At 59.0% G+C, this 23282-nt stretch carries 19 protein-coding genes; 11 read left to right on the top strand and 8 right to left on the bottom strand.

Features of this window, described 5'->3' with window-relative positions; all coding sequences use genetic code 11:
• Positions 1–70: 70 nt before the first annotated feature.
• The 4 genes from ACR0FE_RS03435 to ACR0FE_RS03420 all read right to left on the bottom strand — a co-directional run bounded on the left by ACR0FE_RS03435 (position 71) and on the right by ACR0FE_RS03420 (position 3437).
• Positions 71–571, bottom strand: a complete 501-nt coding sequence (locus tag ACR0FE_RS03435) for a bactofilin family protein (RefSeq protein WP_170610317.1) — start codon at positions 569–571, stop codon at positions 71–73.
• Positions 561–1886, bottom strand: a complete 1326-nt coding sequence (locus ACR0FE_RS03430; RefSeq protein ID WP_321252372.1) for a M23 family metallopeptidase — start codon at positions 1884–1886, stop codon at positions 561–563. Before ACR0FE_RS03430 ends, ACR0FE_RS03435 begins: the two co-directional genes overlap by 11 nt.
• Positions 1887–2068: 182 nt before the next feature.
• Positions 2069–2881 carry a ferritin-like domain-containing protein gene (locus tag ACR0FE_RS03425; RefSeq protein ID WP_480911390.1) on the bottom strand — a complete coding sequence of 271 codons (813 nt, stop codon included), beginning with the start codon at positions 2879–2881 and terminating at the stop codon, positions 2069–2071.
• A gap of 94 nt (positions 2882–2975) precedes the next feature.
• The gene (locus ACR0FE_RS03420; protein WP_480911048.1) at positions 2976–3437 is read right to left on the bottom strand and encodes a peroxiredoxin; all 462 of its coding nucleotides are present in this window, start codon (positions 3435–3437) and stop codon (positions 2976–2978) included.
• A gap of 72 nt (positions 3438–3509) precedes the next feature.
• Here ACR0FE_RS03420 and ACR0FE_RS03415 point away from each other — a divergent pair, with 72 nt between their 5' ends.
• The 4 genes from ACR0FE_RS03415 (at position 3510) to ACR0FE_RS03400 (ending at position 10052) form a co-directional block, all read left to right on the top strand.
• Positions 3510–6890 (top strand): YhdP family protein, encoded by a 3381-nt coding sequence (locus tag ACR0FE_RS03415; RefSeq protein ID WP_480911045.1) that lies wholly within the window; start codon positions 3510–3512, stop codon positions 6888–6890.
• Between the two features lie 44 nt (positions 6891–6934).
• Positions 6935–7981 (top strand): tRNA preQ1(34) S-adenosylmethionine ribosyltransferase-isomerase QueA, encoded by a 1047-nt coding sequence (queA, locus tag ACR0FE_RS03410; protein ID WP_480911389.1) that lies wholly within the window; start codon positions 6935–6937, stop codon positions 7979–7981.
• 112 nt (positions 7982–8093) lie between these two features.
• Positions 8094–9365 carry an MFS transporter gene (locus ACR0FE_RS03405; protein ID WP_170610327.1) on the top strand — a complete coding sequence of 424 codons (1272 nt, stop codon included), beginning with the start codon at positions 8094–8096 and terminating at the stop codon, positions 9363–9365.
• Positions 9366–9473: 108 nt separating this feature from the next.
• On the top strand, positions 9474–10052 hold the full coding sequence (locus ACR0FE_RS03400; RefSeq protein WP_170610329.1) for a DUF924 family protein: 579 nt from the start codon (positions 9474–9476) through the stop codon (positions 10050–10052).
• On the opposite strand, the gene ACR0FE_RS03395 is transcribed toward ACR0FE_RS03400, so the two are convergent.
• Positions 10049–10483, bottom strand: coding sequence for a hypothetical protein (locus ACR0FE_RS03395; RefSeq protein ID WP_321252380.1), 435 nt, complete (start codon positions 10481–10483; stop codon positions 10049–10051). The genes ACR0FE_RS03400 and ACR0FE_RS03395 overlap by 4 nt on opposite strands.
• 215 nt (positions 10484–10698) lie before the next feature.
• Between ACR0FE_RS03395 and lpdA the strand changes: the two genes are divergently transcribed.
• Complete coding sequence (lpdA, locus tag ACR0FE_RS03390) at positions 10699–12093, top strand: dihydrolipoyl dehydrogenase (RefSeq protein ID WP_480911040.1); 1395 nt, start codon at positions 10699–10701, stop codon at positions 12091–12093.
• A 136-nt stretch (positions 12094–12229) separates the two neighbouring features.
• Here lpdA and ACR0FE_RS03385 read toward each other — a convergent pair whose 3' ends face one another.
• Entirely contained in the window at positions 12230–13615 is a 1386-nt protein-coding gene (locus tag ACR0FE_RS03385; protein ID WP_480911037.1) for a M20/M25/M40 family metallo-hydrolase, read from the bottom strand.
• A 328-nt stretch (positions 13616–13943) separates the two neighbouring features.
• Between ACR0FE_RS03385 and hemA the strand changes: the two genes are divergently transcribed.
• The 4 genes from hemA to ACR0FE_RS03365 all read left to right on the top strand — a co-directional run bounded on the left by hemA (position 13944) and on the right by ACR0FE_RS03365 (position 18568).
• Positions 13944–15167, top strand: coding sequence for a 5-aminolevulinate synthase (hemA, locus tag ACR0FE_RS03380; protein ID WP_170610341.1), 1224 nt, complete (start codon positions 13944–13946; stop codon positions 15165–15167).
• A 130-nt stretch (positions 15168–15297) separates the two neighbouring features.
• Positions 15298–16512, top strand: a complete 1215-nt coding sequence (locus ACR0FE_RS03375) for a helix-turn-helix domain-containing protein (protein WP_170805511.1) — start codon at positions 15298–15300, stop codon at positions 16510–16512.
• A 71-nt stretch (positions 16513–16583) separates the two neighbouring features.
• The gene (gene ispG, locus ACR0FE_RS03370) at positions 16584–17705 is read left to right on the top strand and encodes a flavodoxin-dependent (E)-4-hydroxy-3-methylbut-2-enyl-diphosphate synthase (RefSeq protein WP_170677562.1); all 1122 of its coding nucleotides are present in this window, start codon (positions 16584–16586) and stop codon (positions 17703–17705) included.
• Between the two features lie 14 nt (positions 17706–17719).
• Entirely contained in the window at positions 17720–18568 is an 849-nt protein-coding gene (locus ACR0FE_RS03365; protein ID WP_480911032.1) for an SDR family NAD(P)-dependent oxidoreductase, read from the top strand.
• 59 nt (positions 18569–18627) lie between these two features.
• On the opposite strand, the gene ACR0FE_RS03360 is transcribed toward ACR0FE_RS03365, so the two are convergent.
• Both ACR0FE_RS03360 and ACR0FE_RS03355 read right to left on the bottom strand, forming a co-directional pair.
• Positions 18628–19386, bottom strand: a complete 759-nt coding sequence (locus ACR0FE_RS03360; RefSeq protein ID WP_480911029.1) for a DsbA family protein — start codon at positions 19384–19386, stop codon at positions 18628–18630.
• Positions 19383–20762, bottom strand: coding sequence for a M48 family metalloprotease (locus tag ACR0FE_RS03355; RefSeq protein ID WP_480911026.1), 1380 nt, complete (start codon positions 20760–20762; stop codon positions 19383–19385). Before ACR0FE_RS03355 ends, ACR0FE_RS03360 begins: the two co-directional genes overlap by 4 nt.
• Here ACR0FE_RS03355 and ACR0FE_RS03350 point away from each other — a divergent pair.
• Entirely contained in the window at positions 20761–21924 is a 1164-nt protein-coding gene (locus ACR0FE_RS03350; protein ID WP_480911024.1) for a pyridoxal phosphate-dependent aminotransferase, read from the top strand. The genes ACR0FE_RS03355 and ACR0FE_RS03350 overlap by 2 nt on opposite strands.
• Positions 21925–21990: 66 nt before the next feature.
• Positions 21991–23211 carry an N-acetylmuramoyl-L-alanine amidase gene (locus tag ACR0FE_RS03345; protein ID WP_480911021.1) on the top strand — a complete coding sequence of 407 codons (1221 nt, stop codon included), beginning with the start codon at positions 21991–21993 and terminating at the stop codon, positions 23209–23211.
• Positions 23212–23282 lie beyond the last annotated feature (71 nt).

Here is a 23282-nt window from a genome sequence, read left to right as displayed (position 1 = left end):
GGATGCAGTCAAAGAAAAACGCCGCAGTGTTGCTGCGGCGTTTTCCAGACTATTGCTGTTTCAGCAGAGGTTACTGGCTGACTTCCGCTGCCGGGTTAGCACCCGACTTGCCGCTGCGGCCAGGGTTCAGCGGGTCGTCCTGACGCTGCACCGAACCTTCGAAATGCGCACCGCTTTCGATGGCGATGGTCTTGTGGATAATGTCGCCTTCAACCCGTGCGGTCGAAGTCAGGCGGACCTTCAGGCCGCGGACCCGGCCGACAATGCGGCCATTGATCACCACGTCATCGGCAGTCACTTCACCCTTGATGGTGGCCGTCTCGCCAATGGTCAGCAAATGGGCGCGAATATCGCCTTCGACGGTGCCTTCCACCTGGATGTCGCCGGACGTCTTGATGTTGCCTGTGATGTGCAGGTCCGACGACAGAACCGATGCTGGTGGCTTCGGCTTGGGCGGAGTGCTGGCCTTGGTCTCGGTCGAGGTGGGTGCTGCCGGTGTTGCCGGGGCGGCCGGCTTGGCCGCTTCAGGTGCCTTGGAACCGGGCTCGTTGATTTTGCTCTTAGAAAACATTTCTCGCAGCCTTGATGTAAGTCATTGGGTTCACAGGTCTCCCGTTCGACCGCACCTCATAGTGCAGATGCGTGCCGGTTGACCGTCCGGTGCTACCCATATCAGCAATATGATCCCCGCGCGAGACCCTTTGACCGACCTTCACGCGGATCTTTGTGTTATGAGCGTAAAGTGTCTCAAGTCCGAACGCGTGCTTGATCTTTACCAGCCGCCCAAAGCCTGACTGCCAGCCCGCATGGGTGACAACGCCATCGGCCGTGGCAAAGATATCCGTGCCGTGCGGCCCGGCAAAATCTGCACCATTGTGCATGCGGCGCCCACCGGTTTTGGGGTCACGACGGGTGCCATAGCCACTGGTGTATCGCACCGCGGCACGCACCGGGCTCGCAAAGGGCGCTTTTTCCGCTGCAATACGGTAGAGGTTCAACTGGTCCATCTGCTGCAGCAGACGGTTCGCGCGGATTTCTTCCGGAGATAACTCCTCACCGCGCGTGCTGAAGGATAAAGGGGTCAGCGGACCGCCCATACCGCTATATCCGCGCCGGACCTCTTCGATGATACGGTCTGTGGGCATACCTGCCTGCTGGAACATCTTATCCAGGGGCTCGACAGAAATGACCATCGCTTCTTCCAGTTGCCGGAAAATCTCGTCGCTGCGCTCCTGCATCAGGCGGATTTCCAGTTCAAGCTCGTCACGCTGATCCAACGCATCGCGGGCATTGGCGGCGATCTGATCGCGTTCCTGCGCCGTCCGCGCCAGCGCTTCGGTCATGAAACCCATTTGCGCGGGGTTCGCGGCAGCGGCCATGTAGACGTCGCCCCCATCGGTGCCCTGTTGCACTTGGGCCAACTCGGTGCGCGCCTCTTCGCGCTGCTTCATCGTCGCGCGCAACGTGGTCTGGATCACGTCAATCCCGGTTTCCAATTCACGGCGGCGATTTTCCGATGCCAGCAGTTCTGATTGCATGACGGAAATCTGCTCAAGCGCGGCGTTGAACCGGTCCTGCGCGGCCAATGCCTCCTGCGCGCGCGCGTCGCGTTCTTCCGAGATGATATTCAGCCGTTCCTGATATGTCGCCTGATCGCGCCTTGCCTGATCGCGGAAATTGCCCGACCCGATACTGTCCATCAGCAGGATCGCCGTGGCAACGGCGGTCCAGCCGACCATGATGGCCACACCGGCAACCGCCGCAATCTGGGTTTCGGAACTCAGCCGGATGAAGCGGGTGTCCTGGTCGGATTTCAGAAAAACTCTGCGCTCGGGAAAGTGCCGCTCGAGCAGTGAGTGAATTTTGATTGCCAGACGTGTTCGCACGCGTCTTCCCTCTCTCGTCCCCATTTTCGGGACCGGTCGTGAGTGATAGCCGTCCCTTGGGCGAAGTGCATAGAGGGCCGGTTCGATTTGGGCAAGTTTGTTGACCGGAGAGACAACTTAACAGCCGGTAATGGGCCAATTGTCGGCGGGATTTTGCCTAAACAGCCGCATTGGCCCCCAGATCATGTGCTTCCCGGCAATGGCATCTCTTCAGTGAGGGGCCAGTAGAAATCCGGGGGCAGTCCCGCTTCGGCGCGTTTCTCTTCGTTGAAAGGTGGTTTCAGGGCGCCATGAAAGTAGCGCCGGACAAGCTGGTGGAACACGTCTTTTGGGTCGGCGTTTTCGCGTCCACACAGAAAATGAAACCATTTCGAGCCGTACGCCACGTGGCCGACCTCTTCGGCATAGATCACCTCAAGCGCGGCGATGGCTTCATCTGCACCAGCCTTGCGGAAGATTTCGATCATGCCCGGCGTGACGTCCAGGCCACGTGCCTCCAGCACCATTGGCACCACGGCCAGCCGCCCCATCAAATCGTCGGCCGTATCTTCAGCCGCGCGCCACATTCCGGCATGGGCGGGCAGGGCGCCATAGAAACTGCCCATCTGTTCAAGGCAATCACAGACCATTTCGAAATGGCGCGACTCCTCTTCGGCGCATTTGACCCAATCGTCATAAAACCCGATCGGCATGGAGATGTGACCGAACCGGGCGAGGATATCCCAGTGCAGGTCCACTGCATTCAGCTCGATATGGGCCACTGCGTGTAACAGCGCGATGCGACCGGCCTCGGAGCCGGGGCGGCGTTTGGGTACGTCGCGTGGTGACCGCAGTTCGGGCCTTTCCGGCCGGGCCGGGTTCAGAGGTGGCGTGGCGGTGCCGATTTCAATCCCAGGCGCTTCACCCCTGCGGGCAGCAAACCATGTGGCGGCATGGCGCTTGGAAAGCGCGGTCTTGGCCCGCCCATCTGCCGTGTTCAGAACTTCGGTCGCCATCGTCGTCAGCGTGTCGGACACGGGTATCCTCCGCAGTAGCCTGGTGTCGCGCGGTTGATAGACCGTATGGTCGCCTGGGTCGAGGGGGCCGAACCTAAAGTGCGCGTACAGCCTCCAGCACCTCGTCGACGTGACCGGACACCTTGACCTTGCGCCAGACCCGGGCGATCCGACCATCAGCGTCGATCAGAAAGGTTGATCTTTCGATCCCCATGGATTTGCGCCCATACATGTTCTTTTCCACCCAGACCCCGTAGTCCTCGCAAGTGGTCGATCCCTCGTCTGACAACAGCGGTGTGGTCAGTCCATGCTTGGCGACGAATTTGTCGTGCTTGGCCACACTGTCCCTCGAGATGCCGAAAACTTGAGCGCCAGCTTCCGCAAAGCTCTGAAGTTGTTCCGAGAAACCGATGGATTCCTTGGTGCAGCCCGGCGTATCATCACGGGGGTAAAAGAATAAGACGACGGCTTGGCCGCGCAGGTCCGACAAGGTAATTTCACCGCCTCCGTCCCGTGGCAGGGCGAAATCGGGGGCTATGTCTGAAACATCGGGCATTGGAAACTCCGTTGAATTGGTCAAGTTCGGTTTATCGGACTATAGGGCGGCACGAGCAGGTTGAAAGGTGTAGTGAACGCTTTGACGGAAAACGAAGAACAGCAGACCGGAGAGGCCAGCCAGCCTCCACGTCGGCGGTCACGTCGCCGCGCCGCCAGCCTTTGGGCGATGCGGGGTGTCGCGCTGTTGGTTCTGTTGGGTCTTTTCACCGGATTCATGGTTCTGGGCCAGACGATGCATGCGCCCGCCTGGCTGCGCGACCGGGTCGAAGAACGTCTGGAGAGGACGCTGGGCGGGCTGCAGATCCGCTTTGGGGATGTCACTTTCGTTATCCACGAAGGGTGGCGACCCAGATTGCGGCTGAGCGACGTAAGTATCAGCGATGCGGCAGGTCAGCAAATCGCACAGGTTTCTGACTTGCAGGCCAGCCTGGCGATGCGCCCCCTGTTGCGCGGTAACGTGCGGCCCAAGCGTATCATGCTCAGCGGTGCCCAGATCGACCTGACCCGGGGGCTGGACGGTACGCTGACACTGACCGTCGGCTCCGGCAGCGCGCCGGTTCAAGAGGCGCCCGATCTGGCGCAGCTGATCGAGGAAGCCGACGAGATATTCCTGTCGCCGCTCCTGTCCGCTCTGACGTCGGTGGAACTGGATGCGATCACTCTGGGCTACCAGGATTTGCGCCTGGGCCGGTCCTGGGTTCTGGACGGGGGCCACATTCAGGCCATTCGCAGCGCGGGAGAGATGCGGCTTGCCACCGGGTTTTCGGTACTGACCGGGCGCGATTACGCCAGCACGATCGAGGCAAATTACACAAGTACACTGGGTTCGCCGCAGGCCAGTTTCGGCATTTCCATTACTGATCTGCCCTCCGAGGATATTGCCGGACAAAGTCTGGCACTGTCGTGGTTGCAGGTGCTCAAGACCCGGATCTCTGGCGCGTTGCGCGGCAGTTTCGATACCGAAGGTGCTTTGGGTCCGGTGTTTGCAACGCTGAACCTCGGGGCGGGTGCTGTGCAGCCGACAGCAGATATCAAACCGATCCCGTTTGAAGCCGCGCGCACGTATTTCACCTACGATCCCAAAGGCCAGACGCTGGATTTCAACGAGGTGTCAATCGAGTCGGCATGGGGGTCCGTACACGCCGACGGCAAGGCGTTTTTGCACGGTCTGGAAAATAATGTGCTTGAAAGCCTGTCATCGCAGCTGAGGCTGAGCGCCATCCGGATCAACCCGGCCAATCTGTTTCCCAAGACGCTCGAACTGTCGCGTGCCGAGCTTGATTTCCAGATGAAGCTTGCCCCATTTCGCCTGCGACTTGGCCAGATGGTGATTGAGGATGGCAGCCACCGTTTGCTTGCGTCGGGGCGGCTGGAAGGTCTGACCGATGGCTGGGCCGGTGGTCTGGATGCCCATCTGGACAAAATGCCATCCGACGATCTGTTGAACTATTGGCCCGAGCGTTTGGCCCCGAAACCCAGGAAATGGGTTTCCGAGAACGTCTACCAAGGCAATCTTTCGAACGTGGATTTTGCTTTGAGGCTGAAACCGGGAGTTAAGCCCGATATCTATCTGGACTTCGGGTTCAGTGAAACGACTGTCCGATTTGCAAAAACGTTGCCTCCGGTTCAGGACGCACAGGGGCAGGCAAGCCTGCTGAGCGACCGGTTCACCGTGACCGCGCAAAGCGGGGTCGTGATCCCTGACGTAGGTGGGCCGGTGGACGCATCGGGCACGTCCTTCATTATTCCTGATACAGCCATCAAGAAGTCCTCTCCGGCCATCGCACGTATTCAGGCAAGCGGCAGCACAACGGCGGCCCTGTCACTGCTGGAGCGCCCACCATTGCAACTGATGAGCAAGGCAAATCTGCCGGTTGAACTGGCGGATGGCGACCTGAAGGTTGAAGGCACGCTGGCCTTGCCAATGCATAAGGGGCTGGATTTTGAGGATACCGAGTTTCATTTCACCGGAGAGCTGGGGAACCTGTTCAGCGACCGGCTGGTGCCCGGTTTCACCGTCAGCGCGGACCGCCTGACGCTGACCGGTGATCAGAACGACATTGCCATTGAAGGTTACGGTTTGTTCGGTGCTGTGCCGGTACAGGCGCGCTGGAACCAGCCGATTGGCACCGGCGGTGCGCAGCGCAGCACCTTGAGCGGCCAGATTGAACTCTCACCCCGCCTTATGGATGAACTCAAGGCCGGCCTGCCAAACGGGATGCTGACCGGGCAGGGGACGGCCGATTTCGATTTGGGCATCGGTGGAGGAGAGCCGCCAAGGCTGACGGCGACGTCTGATCTTGTCGGCGTTGGTCTGGCGATACCGGAACTTGGCTGGCGTAAAGCTGACGGAAGCGCGGGCACGATGGATGTCGAAGCGACGCTCGGCGATCAGTTGAAGGTGGATCTGTTGCAGATCGACGCAGCAGGGCTGCGCAGCAAGGCGTCGATTTCGTTCCGCGAAGGGGGGGCGTTCGACCGGGTCAGCTTCAGCTCGTTCGATTTGGGTGATTGGCTGGCCGTGCCTGCCGAACTGATCGCGCGCGGGGCCGGGGCCCCGGACATTCGGGTGCTGGGCGGTGTCATGAACATGGCAAAGGCAACCTTTGGCCAAAGCAGTGGCGGTGGTGGTGCAGGGGCCGGGCCAAGACTGAACGTCGCGCTGGATCGTCTGCAGATCACGGAAGCCGTTGCATTGACCGGTTTCAAAGGCGCGTTTGCGACAACCGGGGGCGTCAACGGCGGTTTCACTGCGCAGGTCAATGGCGGGGCGACCGTACAGGGTCAGGTCACGCCGCGCGCGGGGCGCAGCGCTGTCACCCTGAAATCACAGGACGCGGGGGCGGTTTTGCGCTCGGCCGGGGTGATAACGCAGGCGCGGGGCGGAGGATTTGACCTGCAACTTGAGCCGGTTGCAGGTCCCGGAAATTACGACGTTATCCTGAAGATCGTAGATACGCGGATCAAGGATGCGCCAGCCATGGCGGCGCTTCTGAATGCCATCAGCCTGGTGGGGCTGGTGGATGAAATGGCAGGGCAGGGCATTTTCTTTTCGGCAATCGACAGCCGGATGCGGATCACGCCGACAGAGGTCAAGGTGCTCAGCGGCAGCGCGGTTGGGCCGTCGATGGGCCTGTCTTTTGACGGAAGCATTGATACTGTAGCCCAGCGACTGAATTTGCGCGGGGCGATCTCACCCATCTACCTGGTGAATGCCATCGGTAGCGTTTTGACCCGAAAGGGTGAAGGTGTTTTTGGCTTCAACTACACGCTGAAGGGGCCGCTGACGAATCCCAAGGTTTCGGTGAATCCTTTGTCGGGTCTGGCGCCCCTGTTTCTGCGGGACCTGATGCGTGCCCCTGCACCCACCGTGTCGGATGGCCCGAATGCCCAGGCACCCAAGCCGGATGAGCCCAAACGCACCTACGGTTCCCCGCCTAAAGATCATTGAACGCGACTGTGGCCGAATCTATCGCGGCCTTGTATGGCGCGGCCATGAAACTCAGCGATTTTGATTTCCATCTGCCCGAAGACCTGATTGCCACGCGGCCCGCCAGCCCGCGTTCCTCGGCCCGTTTGCTGGTGGCGCAGGGGGATTCAATTTCGGACGGGCATGTGTTCGATCTGCCCGATTGGTTGGAGCCCGGTGACAGGCTGGTGCTGAATGACACGCGCGTGATCCCCGCACGCCTGAACGGACACCGCCATCGCGACAGCGCGCAGGGGCCGGTATCGGCCGCGATCCAGGCGACTTTGCTGGATCCGCAGGCCGATGGCACATGGTCCGCTTTGGTCAAACCGTTGAAGAAGGTGAAGCCGGGTGAGGAAATCCGCTTCTCGGACCAACTGAGCGCGACGCTGGAGACCGTCGCAGACGGACAGGCCTTTTTACGCTTCAACCTGACGGGCCAGGATTTCGATGCGGCGCTTGAACAGGCCGGTGCGATGCCTTTGCCCCCTTACATTGCAGCGAAACGTCCGGCGGACGATCAAGACAAGACCGATTATCAGACGATCTGGGCCAGAAATTCGGGCGCGGTGGCCGCGCCGACCGCGTCGTTGCATTTCGATGAACCCTTGATGCAGGCGCTGGCGGACCGGGGTGTTTCGATCACTCATGTCACTCTGCATGTCGGGGCCGGAACCTTCCTGCCAGTCAAGGTCGAGGATGTCAAAACCCACAAGATGCATGCCGAATGGGGCAGGGTCAGTGCCGAAGCCGCCGCCGATATCCGGGCGACCAAAGCCGCGGGCGGGCGGGTCATTCCTGTGGGAACCACTGCATTGCGTCTGATCGAAAGCGCGGCCCGAAATGGCGAGATCGAAGCCTGGGAAGGGGATACGGATATCTTCATTTATCCCGGCTTTCGTTTTAACGTCACAGATGCGCTGATGACCAACTTCCACTTGCCGAAATCCACTTTGTTGATGCTGGTTTCGGCCCTGATGGGACAGGATCGGATGCGCAAGGTCTACGCGAACGCAATCGCCCGGAAGTATCGCTTCTTTTCGTACGGAGACGCGTCGCTTTTAATCCCGTGAATGGCGCGTTCGCTGGATCAGGCGCTGGCAATATCATAGACAAGCACGATCAGAGTGTTTTTTGATCTGACTGCGGTGCGGACAGATAGATTGGCAATTTTCGGAGGCCCCGATGCTTCAGGTTCTTTCCAGCGCATGGGCGCTTCTTCTCGGTATGGGGTTGCTGATGATCGGCAACGGCCTGCAGGGTACAATCCTGGGTGTCCGCGGCGAAATCGAAGGGTTCTCGACCCTCGAGATGTCCTTTGTTATGTCGGCATACTTCCTTGGGTTTCTGGGTGGGTCCCGTCTGGCGCCGGAAATGATCCGGCGAGTTGGCCATGTACGTGTTTTTGCGGCGCTGGCCTCGTTCATCTCGGCTGTGATGATCATGTACCCGATGCTGACCGATCCGATTGCCTGGATTCTCGGGCGCGTGGTAATCGGTTTCTGCTTTTCCGGTGTTTATGTGACCGCTGAAAGCTGGCTGAACAACGCGGCCAGCAATGAAAACCGCGGGCAGGCGCTGTCGCTGTATATGATTGTGCAGATGGCGGGGATCATCAGTGCTCAGGCCCTTATGCTGGTCGGCGACCCGGCAGGCTATGAGACATTCGTGATCGCATCGATCCTTGTTTCGGTCTCCTTTGCGCCCATCTTGCTGTCGATTTCACCGACCCCGGCATTTGACACCGCCAAACCCATGACGTTGCTTCAGCTGATGGGGATATCACCCCTGGGCTGCGTAGGCATGTTCCTGCTGGGTGGCGTCTTTTCAGCTCAGTTCGGCATGGCCGCCGTTTACGGCGCGCGGGCAGGGCTTTCGCTGGTCGAAATCTCGACCTTTGTCGCCTCGTTTTATATCGGCGCGATGGTACTGCAATACCCGTTGGGTTGGTTTTCCGACCGTATGGACCGGCGTGTGCTGATCCTTGTCGTCGCAACGCTGGGTGGCTGCGGGTCAACAGTGGCCATGCTTTTCGGCGTATCGTTTCCAATCCTTCTGGGCGCGGCCTTCCTGATCGGCGGAATGTCCAACCCGCTATATTCCCTGCTGATTGCCCACACGAACGACTTCTTGGACCACGATGACATGCCCGCCGCATCCGGCGGTCTTGTATTCATCAACGGGCTTGGAGCAATTGCAGGCCCGCTGATCACCGGTTGGCTGATGGGTGATGCGATCTTCGGGCCACCGGGCTTTTTTCTGTTTATTGCCGCACTGTTATTCGTGATGGCCTTCTATTCGCTATACCGTATGACACAGCGCGCTTCTGTACCGGTCGACGAAACTGGCACCATGTCGACGCTTTACCCGACGGCTTCGCCTGTGGCGTTTGAATTGGCGCAGGAGGTTGCCATCGAAGCCGCCGAAGCCGAGCAGGCTGAGCGGGTTGATGCCTAGGACACGGATTTATGTCGCAAGTGTTGCAATATGTTACTGTAACACTTCTGTAAAACGGCCTTAAATGACGTTACGTCCCTGGGGAGGACAATGCACGGAGTGACGGCAATGGTTACGCCTGAAGAAGTATTGAGTTTTTGGTTAGATGAAGTTGGCCCCGAAGGATGGTATATTCAGGATGACGCGCTGGACGCGAAAATCCGGGACAAGTTCTTAAAAACCTGGGAAGCCGCGAAAGAGGGCAAGTTTTCTCTTTGGCTCACCTATCCCAGCGGTGCTTTGGCCTACATCATTTTGACGGACCAGTTCCCGCGAAACATGTTCCGGGGCTCTGGCAAGGCATTCTCGACGGATCGTGCAGCGCTGGCGGCTGCGAAATGTTCGGTCGACAAAGGCTGGGATCTGAAGATTGATGAACCCGCCCGGCAGTTCTTTTATCTTCCGATGATGCATTCGGAAAATCTGTGTGATCAGGAACGGTGTGTACGCCTGATTTGTCAGAACCTCAGCGAATGCAACCCGGGCAACCTGTTGCATGCCCGCGCGCATCGCGAAGTTATCCGCAAGTTCGGTCGCTTTCCCTATCGCAACGAAGCGTTGTCGCGGCAGATGACGGAACATGAGGCCGCTTATGTAAGCAAAGGTGGCTACGGGTCCACCGTTCGCGAATTGCAGGCCGCAAGCTAGGACGCAGGTTTACACTCACGGATCGCGATGACTCTGTCGGCGATAGCGTCGGCAGATGTATGAATTGCATTGTTGATCAAATCGTCCGGGGACTCTGACAGATCAGTGAAGCGCTCCTGAACCGATTGCAGACGATCCTGTGTTTCTTGCAAGCGATCCAGTGCGGTTGTCACGCGTAGTTTTACTGCGCTATCCAGAACGTCACCATTTACCTGGATCAATGTCAGTTCATCCTTCAACCCCTTGATGTCATCCCTGATGCCTTGTGCCTGTTCCTGCAGGGGTGCCACGACCTGCAGCTTTTCAGCAAACCCTGTCGTTATCCCCTCGAGGGTCGAAGCCAGTTTCCATCCCAAAAACAGGCACAGCGCCAGCAGAAGCAAAGTCGCGTTCAGCAGGGCAAGTACAAGATCCTTAAGCGTTTTGGCCATGAGTCGTCTTTCTATTGAAGCTTGATCAGGAAAGGCCGGAGAACTCCGTCGCATTTGTTCTAACGCCCGTTCTTCCGTCGGTATAGGCAGAAATCCGCGCCTTTCGATTTGGGTGACCTTGCGTCGCTTTTGTCGCGGAGACTGTATATTGATGCATTGCGGGGAATAGTTTAATGGTAAACTAATTTTCAATCGACCTGCGCCGAGAGGAACACATGGCAGCACAATCTTTTGATCTGATCGTAATCGGTGCCGGTCCCGGCGGATATGTCGCTGCCATTCGCGGCGCACAGCTGGGTCTGACAACCGCTGTTGTCGAACGTGAACATTTGGGGGGCATCTGCCTGAACTGGGGATGTATCCCGACAAAGGCGCTGCTGCGGTCTTCCGAAGTTTTCCATCTGATGGAACGCGCGAAGGATTTCGGCCTGAGCGCGGATAAGGTCGGCTATGACCTCGACGCGGTCGTCAAACGCTCGCGCGGCGTTGCAGCCCAACTGTCGGGCGGAATTGGACATCTTCTGAAGAAAAACAAAGTCACCGTCGTGATGGGTGAGGCAACAATCCCTGCCAAAGGGAAAGTCAGCGTCAAAACCGACAAGGGGACCGAGGAACTGACCGCCAAGAATATCGTCCTGGCCACCGGTGCCCGTGCGCGCGAACTGCCGGGCCTCGAGGCCGACGGCGATCTGGTCTGGACATACAAGCATGCGCTGCAACCACCGCGGATGCCGAAAAAGTTGCTGGTCATTGGTTCCGGCGCAATTGGCATCGAATTTGCCAGCTTCTACAACACGTTGGGTGCCGACACGACCGTAGTTGAAGTCATGGATCGGGTTCTGCCGGTTGAAGACGCGGAAATCAGCGGTCTGGCGAAGAAGGCATTTACCAAGCAGGGCATGAAGATCATGGAAAAAGCCATGGTCAAGCAACTGGATCGCGCGAAGGGTAAAGTCACGGCCCATATCGAGGTCAAGGGCAAGGTCGAAAAGCACGATTTTGATACCGTGATTTCTGCCGTGGGCATTGTCGGAAATGTTGAAGGCCTGGGGCTCGAGGCGCTGGGCGTCAAAATTGACCGAACCCATGTTGTGACGGATGAATATTGCCGCACCGGAGTCGATGGTCTTTATGCGATTGGTGATATCGCCGGTGCGCCCTGGCTGGCGCACAAGGCCAGTCACGAAGGTGTCATGGTCGCAGACTTGATCGCAGGTCAGCACGCACACCCGGTGAAACCTGAGAGCATTGCGGGATGCACCTATTGCCAGCCGCAGGTTGCATCTGTCGGCTATTCTGAAGCCAAGGCAAAGGAACTTGGGTATGACGTAAAAGTCGGCCGCTTCCCCTTCATCGGCAACGGCAAAGCCATCGCTTTGGGTGAACCGGAAGGTCTGATCAAGACCGTATTCGATGCCAAAACGGGTGAGTTGCTGGGGGCCCATATGATCGGCGCGGAAGTTACCGAACTGATCCAGGGCTATGTTGTGGGGCGTCAGTTGGAGACCACGGAAGAAGATTTGATGAACACGGTCTTCCCGCATCCGACCCTGTCAGAAATGATGCATGAGAGCGTTCTCGATGCCTATGGGCGTGTAATCCACATGTAGCGCATCAGGGGGCGCTGCCCCCGCCGCCCTATAGGCGACTCCCCCGGGATATTTTGAGCCAGATGAATGAAGGATCCCCTGTTCATCTGGCCCCAAATATCCCGGAGCGCGAGGCAGAGCCTCGCCTAAAACCGGTTCAGCGGGTCAGGGCGTCAAGAATACGGGCCCATGAGCGGATGCCTTTGTGAAAGCTTTTCACATCGTATTTTTCATTCGGTGAGTGAATAGCATCATCGTCATTGGCATACCCGACCAGCATCGAATCCAATCCCAGAACCGTATTGAAATAGCCAACCACAGGGATCGATCCGCCCATGCCGGTGAAGACTGCTTCTCGATCCCATTCATCCGAAAGCGCGCCGCGCGCCGCTTCGAACTCAGGGCGGTCAAGGTTCATGACCGAAGCGGGGGACCCCTCCAGATCGCTGTCCCAAACTACTTTGGCATCGGGTGACAGGCGGTCCTCGACATGTTTGCGGATTTTGTTGCGCAACGCGTCCGGGTCCATGTCGCCCACCAGACGGCAGGTGATTTTGCAGTGTGCCTCGGACGGGATAACGGTTTTCGATCCCGCGCCGTTGTAGCCCCCCCACAACCCGTTCACCTCAAGCGTGGGGCGCGCCCATTGCTGTTCCAGCGTGGAATAACCCTTTTCACCGTGCGGCTGTGTGTACCCGACCGAGTTCAGGTATTCGGCTTCGTCAAATCCGCAGCCCTCCCACTGGCGTAACTGTTCGGCGGGAACTTCGTAGACGCCTTGATAGAAGCCATCAACCGCAACGCGTCCGGTTTCATCGTCATAGAAGGAGGCGACGATTTTCGACAACTCCCGCAAAGGATTCAGGCCCGGGCCGCCATAGTGGCCCGAGTGCAGATCGATGCGGGGGCCGACGATGGTGAATTCGTCTTTCAGCATTCCGCGCAGCTGCGATGCAATCGAAGGCACACCGCGCGATACCATGGATGTGTCGCAAACCAGGGCCAGATCGGCCTGCAATTCCTTTTTGTTGGCCTCAAGGAACGGCACCAGCGATGGCGATCCGGACTCCTCTTCACCCTCGAAAAAGAATGTTATGCGGCAGGGCAGGTTCCCGTGAACCGCTTTCCAGGCGCGGCAAGCTTCGACAAAGGTCATCAACTGGCCCTTGTCGTCCGAAGAGCCGCGCCCGCGAATGACCTGACCATGTTCGGTGTCTTCCAGCGCCGGGTCGAAGGGACCGCGGTTCCAGAGGTTTAGCGGGTCGACCGGCTGCACATCATAGTGACCATAGAAAAGAACATGCGGGGCGTAATGGTCGTCACCAACATGACCGACAACCATGGGGTGACCAGGTGTCACGCGTTTTTCGGCGTCGATACCGATACTTTGCAGATCGGATACCAGCCAGTCTGCCGCCTGATCGACCTTTTCCTTGAAGGCCGGGTCTGTCGAGATCGAGGAGATGCGAAGAAACTCCATCAGACGGTCGATAGAAGTGGTCAGATCGTCGTCGATCCTGCTCAGAACAGCGTCAAGCGACATTGCTTTCTCCTGAATGGTTGTGAATTTGCGCGGAGCCTACCAGTGCTGGCCGCGCCGTCCAGTGTGTATCGACGGGAATTTGGTCTATACTGATGAAATCGAAGTGCCAAACACGGCGGCCTGCGTCGTTTCCTCGCGTCTGATGGCCGTAACTTTACTTGTCTGCCGTTGTGATAGGGGATAGTTGATGCAAATCAAAGTGGCCCGCCCCGCAACACGGATAGGCAGACGGGGTAGGGAACCTGGCCGCTATGGCCTGAAAAGGTGCCAGTTGATAAAGTAAGTTACCCGGTTGTGGACGACCAGATCGGGGTGCAAGGAGAGACCGGTGGATTATACAGCTCAGCTCGATTCAGCGATTGCCAGGCTACATGAAGAAGGGCGCTACCGGACCTTTATCGACATCGAGCGTCGCAAGGGCCATTTTCCCCATGCTGTACGCACTTGCCCGGATGGCTCGCAGCAAAACATCACTGTTTGGTGCGGCAACGATTATCTGGGGATGGGCCAGCACCCGGTCGTTCTGGACGCCATGCACGAGGCGGTGGATGCAGCCGGAGCAGGCTCGGGCGGAACGCGCAACATTTCAGGCACGACCGTTTACCACAAACGGCTGGAAGCTGAACTGGCTGACCTGCACGGCAAGGAAGCTGCGCTGCTGTTTACCAGTGCTTATATCGCCAACGATGCGACGCTCAGCACGCTGCCGAAACTGTTCCCCGGTCTGATCATCTATTCCGATGCGCTGAACCATGCCTCGATGATCGAAGGCGTGCGCCGCAACGGCGGGGCCAAGCGGATCTTCCGTCACAACGACGTCGCACATCTGCGTGAGCTGCTGGAGGCTGACGACCCGGCCGCGCCCAAGCTGATTGCGTTCGAATCCGTTTATTCAATGGACGGCGATTTTGGCCCAATCGAAGAAATCTGCGATCTGGCCGATGAATTCGGCGCGCTGACCTATATCGACGAAGTGCACGCGGTTGGCATGTACGGCCCGCGCGGCGGGGGCGTAACCGAACGTGATCGCCTGGCGCATCGCATCGACATTATCAACGGAACGCTCGCCAAGGCTTATGGTGTGATGGGTGGATATATCGCCGCCAGTGCAAAAATGTGCGATGCCGTGCGTTCCTATGCGCCGGGCTTCATCTTCACCACCTCTCTGCCGCCTGCGGTTGCAGCCGGGGCGGCGGCGTCGGTCGCTTATCTCAAGCGTGCGCCCGAACTGCGCGAGCAGCATCAGACGCAGGCAAGTATCCTCAAGCTGCGGCTCAAGGGGCTTGGTCTGCCATTGATCGATCACGGCAGTCACATTGTTCCGGTGATTGTCGGAAATCCGGTGCACACGAAAAAGCTGAGCGATATGCTGTTGGACGATTACGGCATTTATGTGCAGCCAATCAATTTCCCAACTGTCCCCCGTGGAACCGAGCGTCTTCGGTTTACCCCTTCTCCAGTGCATGGTCCGAACGAAATGGACCGCCTTGTACACGCTATGGACGAACTTTGGTCACATTGTGCGCTAAATCGCGCCGAACTTGCGGGTTAATCTAACACCAAAGTGTGCAACGTGTTTGACGCGTGTTAAGCTAACGGCAACAAAAGCATCGGACGAATCGTTTTGGGGATGATTCGCCGTTAGCGTGAAACACACGCGAAGGCAGAATGGGGCAGCAGGAATGATTGGGCGCAGATCTCAGCGCGATTCCGAACAGGATACCGACGTCAGACCGAAGGGTTTTGACGACTACGAGGTTCGGCTGGGTGATGTGATGCGTGGCGAACGCGCCACAATGGGCAAGTCGCTTTTGGATGTTCAGCGCGAGTTGCGGATCAAAGCCAACTACATCGCCGCGATAGAAAACGCCGACCCTGACGCCTTCGACACGCCCGGCTTTATCGCCGGGTATGTGCGTTCTTACGCGCGTTATCTGGGTATGAACCCGGATGATACCTTCGCCGCGTTCTGCCAGGAAAGCGGGTTCGAGGTTGCGCACGGCATGTCGGCCGAAGCTTCGGTCATCCGCAAGGGTACAGGCAATCTGCCATCCCGGGGACCGATGGGCCGTGACCCGTTTATTTCTCCGAACACACCGTATCTGCCCGGCAGGGAATCGTTCGTAAGTCAGATCGAGCCGCGTGCCATAGGATCTTCACTGGTTCTTTTGGCGGTCATCTGCGGTATTGGATATGGCGGCTGGTCGGTTCTGAACCGGATTCAGCAGGTTCAGGTCAGCCCGGTCGAACAGGCACCGGTGGTTCTGTCCGACCTTGATCCCTTGGATGCTGCGCGTTCGAAAGAAGATGTTCAGGAAGTGGCGGCACTTGAGACACCCAGCGCCGAGGCACTGGACCGCCTTTATCGCCCGCAGGCTTTGGACGTTCCGGTTCTGGTCGCGCGTGACGCACCGATTTCGACCCTTGATCCGCGGGAAGTGGGTGCCTTCCGCCCGCCGGAGCTGCCCGAAATTCAGCTGGCCGAAGTTCACACTGTCGAACGCCCCGCGCTGCCGCAGGTGGTCGAACAGATCGACACCACCCTCAAGATCGTAGCTGTGAACCCATCCTGGATGCGGATCACGGCGGCGGATGGCAGCATTCTGTTCGAAGGGACGCTGGGCACGGTCGAAAAAGGCAGTACATTCGAAGTGCCGCTGACCGAAGAACCGCCTCAATTGCGGGCAGGGGCATCGGGCGCGGTTTACTTCTCGATGAACGGTGAACACTTCGGTCCTGTTGGGGCACCCGGTACAGTCACCAAGGGTGTCGTGCTGTCGAAAGACGCGGTGGCCGAGCGGTTCCAGGTTGCCGACCTTGAGGCAGAACAAAACAGTGCGCTCAAGCAACTGGTCGCCGAGTTGCAGACACAGGCGGCAGAAACTCCGTCCGAGTGATCTTGCCATTGCGATAGCGCCGTTGCCGGACTATCTAAAGTCGCAACTCTGGCTGTTCTGGACCCGTCCTCATGTCGCTCAATCACGTTCGTCCGTGGCGTAACATCTACCGCCGCAAATCCCGTCAGATCATGGTTGGAGATGTCGCCGTAGGTGGTGATGCACCGATCGCGGTTCAGACGATGACGAACACCCTGACAACGGATGTGGCGGCCACTGTGGCACAGGTGCAAGCCGCAGCCGAGGCCGGCGCGGACATCGTGCGGGTGTCGGTCCCGGATGAGGCGTCATCGAAAGCGCTGAAAGAGATCGTGCGCGAAAGCCCGGTACCGATTGTGGCCGATATCCACTTTCATTACCGCCGCGGCATCGAAGCGGCCGAAGCCGGCGCTGCCTGCCTGCGGATCAACCCCGGCAATATCGGCGACGAGAAACGGGTGAAAGAAGTAATCAAGGCCGCGCGCGACCACAATTGTTCGATCCGGATCGGCGTGAACGCAGGTAGCCTGGAAAAGCACCTGCTTGAGAAATATGGCGAACCATGCCCCGAGGCGATGGTCGAAAGCGGGCTGGAGCATATCCGCATCCTGCAGGACAATGATTTTCACGATTTCAAGATCAGCGTAAAGGCCAGCGACGTGTTCCTGTCCGCAGCGGCCTATCAGGGCATTGCCGAAGCAACGGACGCCCCGATCCATCTGGGGATCACCGAAGCTGGCGGACTTGTCTCGGGTACAATCAAATCCGCAATCGGTCTGGGCAACTTGCTGTGGATGGGCATTGGTGACACGATCCGCGTCAGCCTGTCCGCCGACCCAGTCGAAGAGGTGAAGGTAGGATACGAAATCCTGAAATCGCTGGGCCTGCGCCATCGTGGGGTGAACATCATCTCGTGCCCCTCCTGCGCGCGCCAGGGGTTCGACGTGATCAAGACAGTCGAAGCGCTGGAACAGCGTCTTGAACACATCAAGACCCCGATGAGTCTTTCCATCATCGGCTGTGTCGTGAACGGCCCCGGAGAGGCGCTGATGACCGATGTCGGCTTTACCGGCGGCGGGGCAGGCTCGGGCATGGTCTATCTGGCCGGCAAGGCCAGCCACAAGATGTCGAACGATCAGATGATCGACCATATTGTTGAACAGGTCGAGAAGAAGGCGGCTGAGTTGGATGCCGCACAGGAGGCCGCCGAGTAAACCAGAGGTCAGCGATGTATGAAAAGGCAATTGAACAAGGCGGTGTCGCCGTTGTCACAGGGGCGGCCAGCGGTGTAGGGCGGGTTGCGGCCCTTAGGTTTGCGCAAAGCGGGCTTAGTGTCATTCTGGCGGATTTGCCGGGGGACAAGCTGAACGAGGCCGTGGCCGAGGTCAGTGCCAACGCTGCTGAAGGTTCGCAGGTCATTGGTGTTGCCACCGATGTCTCCAAACAGGAAGACATCGACGCACTGGCCGAAAAGGCCTTTGCAACCGGTCCGGTTGCAGTTCTCATGAACAATGCCGGGGTCGGTCTGCCGACCAAAGCGTGGTCGGAGATGGCGAACTGGCTGAAACTGCTGGAAATCAACTTTCTGGGCGTATTGCGCGGCGTTCAGGCCTTTCTGCCCCGCATGATCGAGGCGGACCGGCCGGCAGTCGTGATCAATACCGGATCAAAGCAGGGCATCACGACTCCGCCCGGCAATCCCGGCTACAATGTGAGCAAGGCCGCCGTGAAAGTGCTGAGCGAGCAATTGGCGTATGAGTTGCGCGAGGCGCGCGCGCCGATATCGGTGCATCTTTTCGTTCCGGGCTTTACCTACACCGGGATGATCGCCGCCTTTCTGCCGGAAAAGCCTGCCGGGGCCTGGACAAGCGAGCAAACGGTAGATCATTTCATCCATCGTATGGCGGACGGGGATTTCTACATCCTTTGCCCGGACAATGACGTGGACCGAACCCGCGACGAGCGCCGGATCGCGTGGAATGTCGAGGATATCACCCAGAACCGTCCGCCCTTGTCCCGATGGCACTCCGACTTCGCCGAAGGCTTTGCAAACTTCGAAAACACCGGGAAAAAGTAAAAAAGGCCGCGCGAAGCGGCCTATTTTTCAATGAACATCAAAGGGTAATCCCGGAATCGTTACCCTTGTTCGGCCCGAACACCGTCCGCAATCTGTTGCATCTGGTCGGCAGGCAGGTAGCCGCGCAGAAGTTCAGTACCCAGCACGAACGACGGGGTGCCGGAAATCCGCATGCGTTGCGCCAGTTCTCGGGTTTGGGCGATCTCTTTGGAAACCGCGTCACTGTCCATGGCGGCGATGATGTCGTCGGTTTCAAGACCCAGACCATCCGAGAGACGACGCAGCGTGACTTCGTTGGGTTCGCCTGTGAATTCAAGCAGTGCATCGTGCACCTGCTTGTAGGCATCTGCACCTGCTACATGTTTGGTCGCCACGGCAAAGCGCGACGATATCATCGAAGCTTCGCCAAGGATTGGGAATTCCTTGATGATCAGCCGGATGTTCCCGTCTTCCGCCAGCAGAGCGTCCACTTCAGGGACCGCACGGCGGCAATATCCGCAGCGATAGTCCATGAACTCGACCAGAGTGATGTCGCCATCGGGGTTTCCGCCCACCCAGCTATAGCCGTCATTGAACAGTTCCTCGGCATTGGCGGCGACCAGTTCCTGGTCAGCCACGGCCTCGGCGGCGGCGTTGCGCTGCTCCAGAATGTTGATCGCCTCGAGGATCACCTCGGGGTTTTGCAGCAGGTATTCGCGAACCTGTGTACCGAACTCGGCCTTTTCGGCGTCGCTCATGTCGTTCAGGTCCAGTGCCTGCACCGGTCCGGTGATCAGGGACAGCCCAACAAGGGCCATGGCTGCATGTCTGAGGATCATCTGCGTTTCCTTTTCTTTTCTACCTGTTCCGAGGCTATCAGCACATCCTGCGCCCTTTGCCACCCCGGAGACCCTTCGGGCAATTGCCTTATGGCCCGTTTTGCGTGGATGCCTGCATCGGCCATGCGACCTTGCAGGGCATATCGTTCCGCTGTCACAACCGCGGCCATTCCGTTGTTGCCGACCTGAGAATAGGCAACCCCCAGATCCTGCATCAGCCGACCGTTTCGATAATCGCGCGCGCGGGCTTTTTCAAGCGCTTGCAGGGCGTTCTCGGTTTGCCCTTGCGCCAGCAGCGCACGCCCGTACCCGGCGAGGATAAGTGAGTCGTTCGGGGCCATTTCAACAGCACGGCCGTAGGCGGCAACAGCCTGATCCATCTGCCTGTTTTCCAGCAATATCTGCCCCTTGAGTTCGTAGTAGTACGGATCGTCCGGGCGAATGGCCAGTGCCCCGTCAATCGCCGCGCGCGCCGCGGCAAGATCTCGGTTCTGGTGGTGCGCTGCTGCCTGGCGCATTAGGCGAATATCCTCCGCGCTTTCCTCGCGCGCGCGTCGCATTGTCCAGGCAGGCGATCGCAGAAACGCAGACAGCTTGCCCTTGACGCGGGCAAACCAGTAGTCGGCATTGGCGTTGTGGGTCGAGTTGTCTCCGAACTCGTCAAGAAACGCCTCGGCCGCGCGCAGGCGTTCCCGGCTGGTGGGGTGGGACCGTGTATAAGGATCCTGATTTGCCTCGCTCAGCAGTTCCTGGCCGGCAAACTTGCGATGCAGGGCCACCATGCCCTTTGGTGAGATGCCCGCCCATCGCAGATAACCCGCCGCGCTGCGGTCTGCCGATGCCTCTTCGGCGCGTGTATGCCCCAGAAAGCTGCGCAGGGCCGAACCGGAGGTCCCGGCAGCGATGCCGCCCGCTGCTTCGCCACCGCCCGCTGCGGCGACAATCAGCGCCAAAGCGGTTCCCAGAGAAGCATTGCGCTTTGCGGCGCGCAGGTTTTCCACACGTCTGGCCAGATGGCCATTTGCGATATGTGCGGCCTCATGTGCGATGACAGCCTGCAGCATCTCGGGGCTGTCGACGGTCAGGATCAGCCCGTAGTTCACGTAGATAGCGTTGTAGTCGATGACGAAGGCGTTGAACGTCTTGTCGTGGACCACCAGAATCCGCACCCTGTTCGTGTTCAGTCCAGCCGCCCGCAGCACCGGAAACGCCAGTTCCCGCAATCCGTGTTCGATGTCAGGATCGCGGATCAGGCCCTGCGACTTGGCAGGAACAGCGCCCGTTAACCATGTCACCGCGATCAGTAACATGGCCGGGATTGACGCCAGCCTGGATACGCGTTCAAAAGCCATGGCCGCAACATGGGAGATGGCCATGAGAAACTCAACCCGATCCGGGGTCGATCCCTTCATCGTGATGGATGTGATGGAATCCGCGCGCCGCGCCGAAGAAGCAGGACGCCATATCATCCACATGGAAGTCGGGCAGCCTGGGACCGGTGCCCCCAAAGGCGCAGTCGAGGCTTTGGCGTCGGCCATGGGTCAGTCGCCGCTGGGCTATACCGTTTCGCTGGGCCTGCCGGCGCTGCGGCAACGGATCGCACAAATGTATGGCGAGTGGTACAATGTCGATCTGAACCCGGACCGGGTGGTGATTACGCCCGGATCTTCCGGTGGGTTTCTGCTGGCGTTCACCGCGCTTTTCGACAGCGGCGATCGTGTCGGTATCGGCGCGCCAGGCTATCCTTCTTACCGGCAGATCCTCAGGGCGCTTGGGCTGGTTCCGGTCGATCTGCCGACCGCGCCGGAAAACCGCCTGCAACCCGTCCCGGCGGATTTCGCGGGGCTTGATCTGCAAGGTTTGATGGCGGCGTCCCCGGCAAACCCGACCGGCACCATGCTGGATCGACCGGCTATGGCTGCGCTGATCGATGCGGCCCACGGACAGAACGCGTCATTCATCAGCGACGAAATTTACCATGGCCTGGAATACGAGGCCAAAGCCGTCACCGCGCTGGAACTGACGGATGAATGCTACGTCATCAACTCGTTCTCCAAGTATTTCTCGATGACCGGCTGGCGGGTCGGCTGGATGGTGGTGCCCGAGGACCAAGTGCGCGTGGTCGAGCGGATCGCTCAGAACATGTTCATCTGCGCCCCACACGCCAGCCAGGTCGCGGCGCTGGCCGCGATGGATTGCGAGGACGAACTGCAAGCCAATCTGGACGTCTACCGGCAAAACCGAGCCCTCATGCTGGATGGGCTGCCCAAAGCCGGATTTACCAATATCGCACCGCCGGACGGCGCTTTCTATGTTTATGCCGATGTATCGGACCTGACGCAGGACAGCCGCGCCTTTGCGGCTGAGATTTTGGAACAGGCCGGTGTGGCGGTGACGCCGGGGCTGGATTTCGATCCCGAACGCGGCCACAAGACCCTTCGATTTTCCTATGCCCGCTCGACGGCGGACATACAGGAAGGGTTGCAGCGGCTGCGCAGCTTCATGGCGGCACGAGGGGCCATCCCGCAGGCAGTGTAACCCGTTCACAAACCGGCGCTGGTACAGTAGGGTCTGCGCAACACGATCTCGGGAAAACTTGAGGCCATGAGCAGACTTTTCTATGCCTTCGCGCTGATCTGGGCGCTGACGAGCGCTGTCGCAGCGCAGGATTTCAGCGCCCTTGCGCGCGTGCAGCCGGACCAAAGCCGTATCTCGGATGTCGGCCGAACCGGCGTGAAGGTGGATATCGGGCTGAGCCAGGGCGTGCCTTACCGCGTTTTCACATTGCGGGATCCGTATCGCATGGTGCTTGACTTCCGCGAGGTCGACTGGACCGGTCTGATCAGCATTGAATTCCTGCAATCCGAACGGATCAGTGGGGTGCAGTTCGGCACTTACGTCCCCGGCTGGTCCCGTCTGGTTCTGGAACTTGGTGCGCCGATGGGTGTCGATACGGCGCAGTTGAAGCTGGATCAGATGACGGGCACTGCGGTGTTGTCCCTTATGCTCAAGGGGGTCGAGTTCGACGTATTCAATGCCAGCGCCGGTGCTCCTCAGGTTCCCGGTTGGGATTTGCCGGAAGCGACCGCCCCACTTCCGGCGGCGCCGCGTGATCCTGACGGACCCATTCGCGTCATGCTGGACCCTGGACATGGCGGCATCGACCCGGGGGCCGAGGTTGGCGGCACCGATGAAAAAACCCTGATGCTGACCTTTGCGCGCGAACTGAAAGAGCTATTGCTGCGTTCAGGCGGGTATGAAGTGGTTCTGACCCGCGTCGAAGACCAGTTTGTTTCGCTGGAGCGGCGAATTGCGCTGGCGCATCGGGCCGGTGCCGATGTGTTCATCTCGCTGCACGCGGATTCCCTGTCGGACGGGCAGGCGCATGGCGCGGCCGTGTATACCCTGTCAACTGACGCATCGGATGTTGCCAGCCAGAAACTTGCGGAACGTCACGACCGGGGCGACCTGCTCTCGGGGGTGGATCTGAACGGGGCCGACGATCAGGTTGCGGATGTTTTGCTGGACATGGCCCGTCAGGAAACCAGACCGCGCACCAACGCATTGGCGCGGGCTTTGGCCAACGGCATGGCGCAGCAAGGTGGTCCGATGAACCGGCGGCCCGTACGTACGGCCTCTTTCTCGGTTCTCAAGGCGGCGGACATTCCCTCGGTGCTGGTCGAACTGGGTTTTCTTTCCAGCCCCAGAGACCTGAAAAACCTGCAAAATTCCGAATGGCGCGCGCAAATGGCGCGTGGGATTTACAACGGTCTGGAAAACTGGCGACAGCAGGATGTGATCAGACGCTCATTGATTGGCCAGTGACCCCGCGTCGCAAACAGGCTAGAATACGCCATGGTGTTTTGACCTGGCGTGGGGCCGACACTATATAGGCC

This window comes from Ruegeria sp. K7, assembly GCF_056531785.1.
Note: the sequence above shows the minus strand (reverse complement) of the source record. Positions and strands in the feature narration are given on the sequence as shown.

Coding starts and splice junctions, on each gene's coding strand:
- lpdA (WP_480911040.1), top strand. CDS start 10,699: ATGGCAGCACAATCTTTTGATCTGATCGTAATCGGTGCCGGTCCCGGC.
- ACR0FE_RS03350 (WP_480911024.1), top strand. CDS start 20,761: ATGAGAAACTCAACCCGATCCGGGGTCGATCCCTTCATCGTGATGGAT.
- ACR0FE_RS03420 (WP_480911048.1), bottom strand. CDS start 3,437: ATGCCCGATGTTTCAGACATAGCCCCCGATTTCGCCCTGCCACGGGAC.
- ACR0FE_RS03425 (WP_480911390.1), bottom strand. CDS start 2,881: ATGGCGACCGAAGTTCTGAACACGGCAGATGGGCGGGCCAAGACCGCG.
- ispG (WP_170677562.1), top strand. CDS start 16,584: ATGTCGCTCAATCACGTTCGTCCGTGGCGTAACATCTACCGCCGCAAA.
- ACR0FE_RS03345 (WP_480911021.1), top strand. CDS start 21,991: ATGAGCAGACTTTTCTATGCCTTCGCGCTGATCTGGGCGCTGACGAGC.
- ACR0FE_RS03400 (WP_170610329.1), top strand. CDS start 9,474: ATGGTTACGCCTGAAGAAGTATTGAGTTTTTGGTTAGATGAAGTTGGC.
- ACR0FE_RS03355 (WP_480911026.1), bottom strand. CDS start 20,762: ATGGCCATCTCCCATGTTGCGGCCATGGCTTTTGAACGCGTATCCAGG.
- ACR0FE_RS03395 (WP_321252380.1), bottom strand. CDS start 10,483: ATGGCCAAAACGCTTAAGGATCTTGTACTTGCCCTGCTGAACGCGACT.
- ACR0FE_RS03385 (WP_480911037.1), bottom strand. CDS start 13,615: ATGTCGCTTGACGCTGTTCTGAGCAGGATCGACGACGATCTGACCACT.
- ACR0FE_RS03405 (WP_170610327.1), top strand. CDS start 8,094: ATGCTTCAGGTTCTTTCCAGCGCATGGGCGCTTCTTCTCGGTATGGGG.
- ACR0FE_RS03365 (WP_480911032.1), top strand. CDS start 17,720: ATGTATGAAAAGGCAATTGAACAAGGCGGTGTCGCCGTTGTCACAGGG.
- ACR0FE_RS03375 (WP_170805511.1), top strand. CDS start 15,298: ATGATTGGGCGCAGATCTCAGCGCGATTCCGAACAGGATACCGACGTC.
- ACR0FE_RS03435 (WP_170610317.1), bottom strand. CDS start 571: ATGTTTTCTAAGAGCAAAATCAACGAGCCCGGTTCCAAGGCACCTGAA.
- queA (WP_480911389.1), top strand. CDS start 6,935: ATGAAACTCAGCGATTTTGATTTCCATCTGCCCGAAGACCTGATTGCC.
- ACR0FE_RS03360 (WP_480911029.1), bottom strand. CDS start 19,386: ATGATCCTCAGACATGCAGCCATGGCCCTTGTTGGGCTGTCCCTGATC.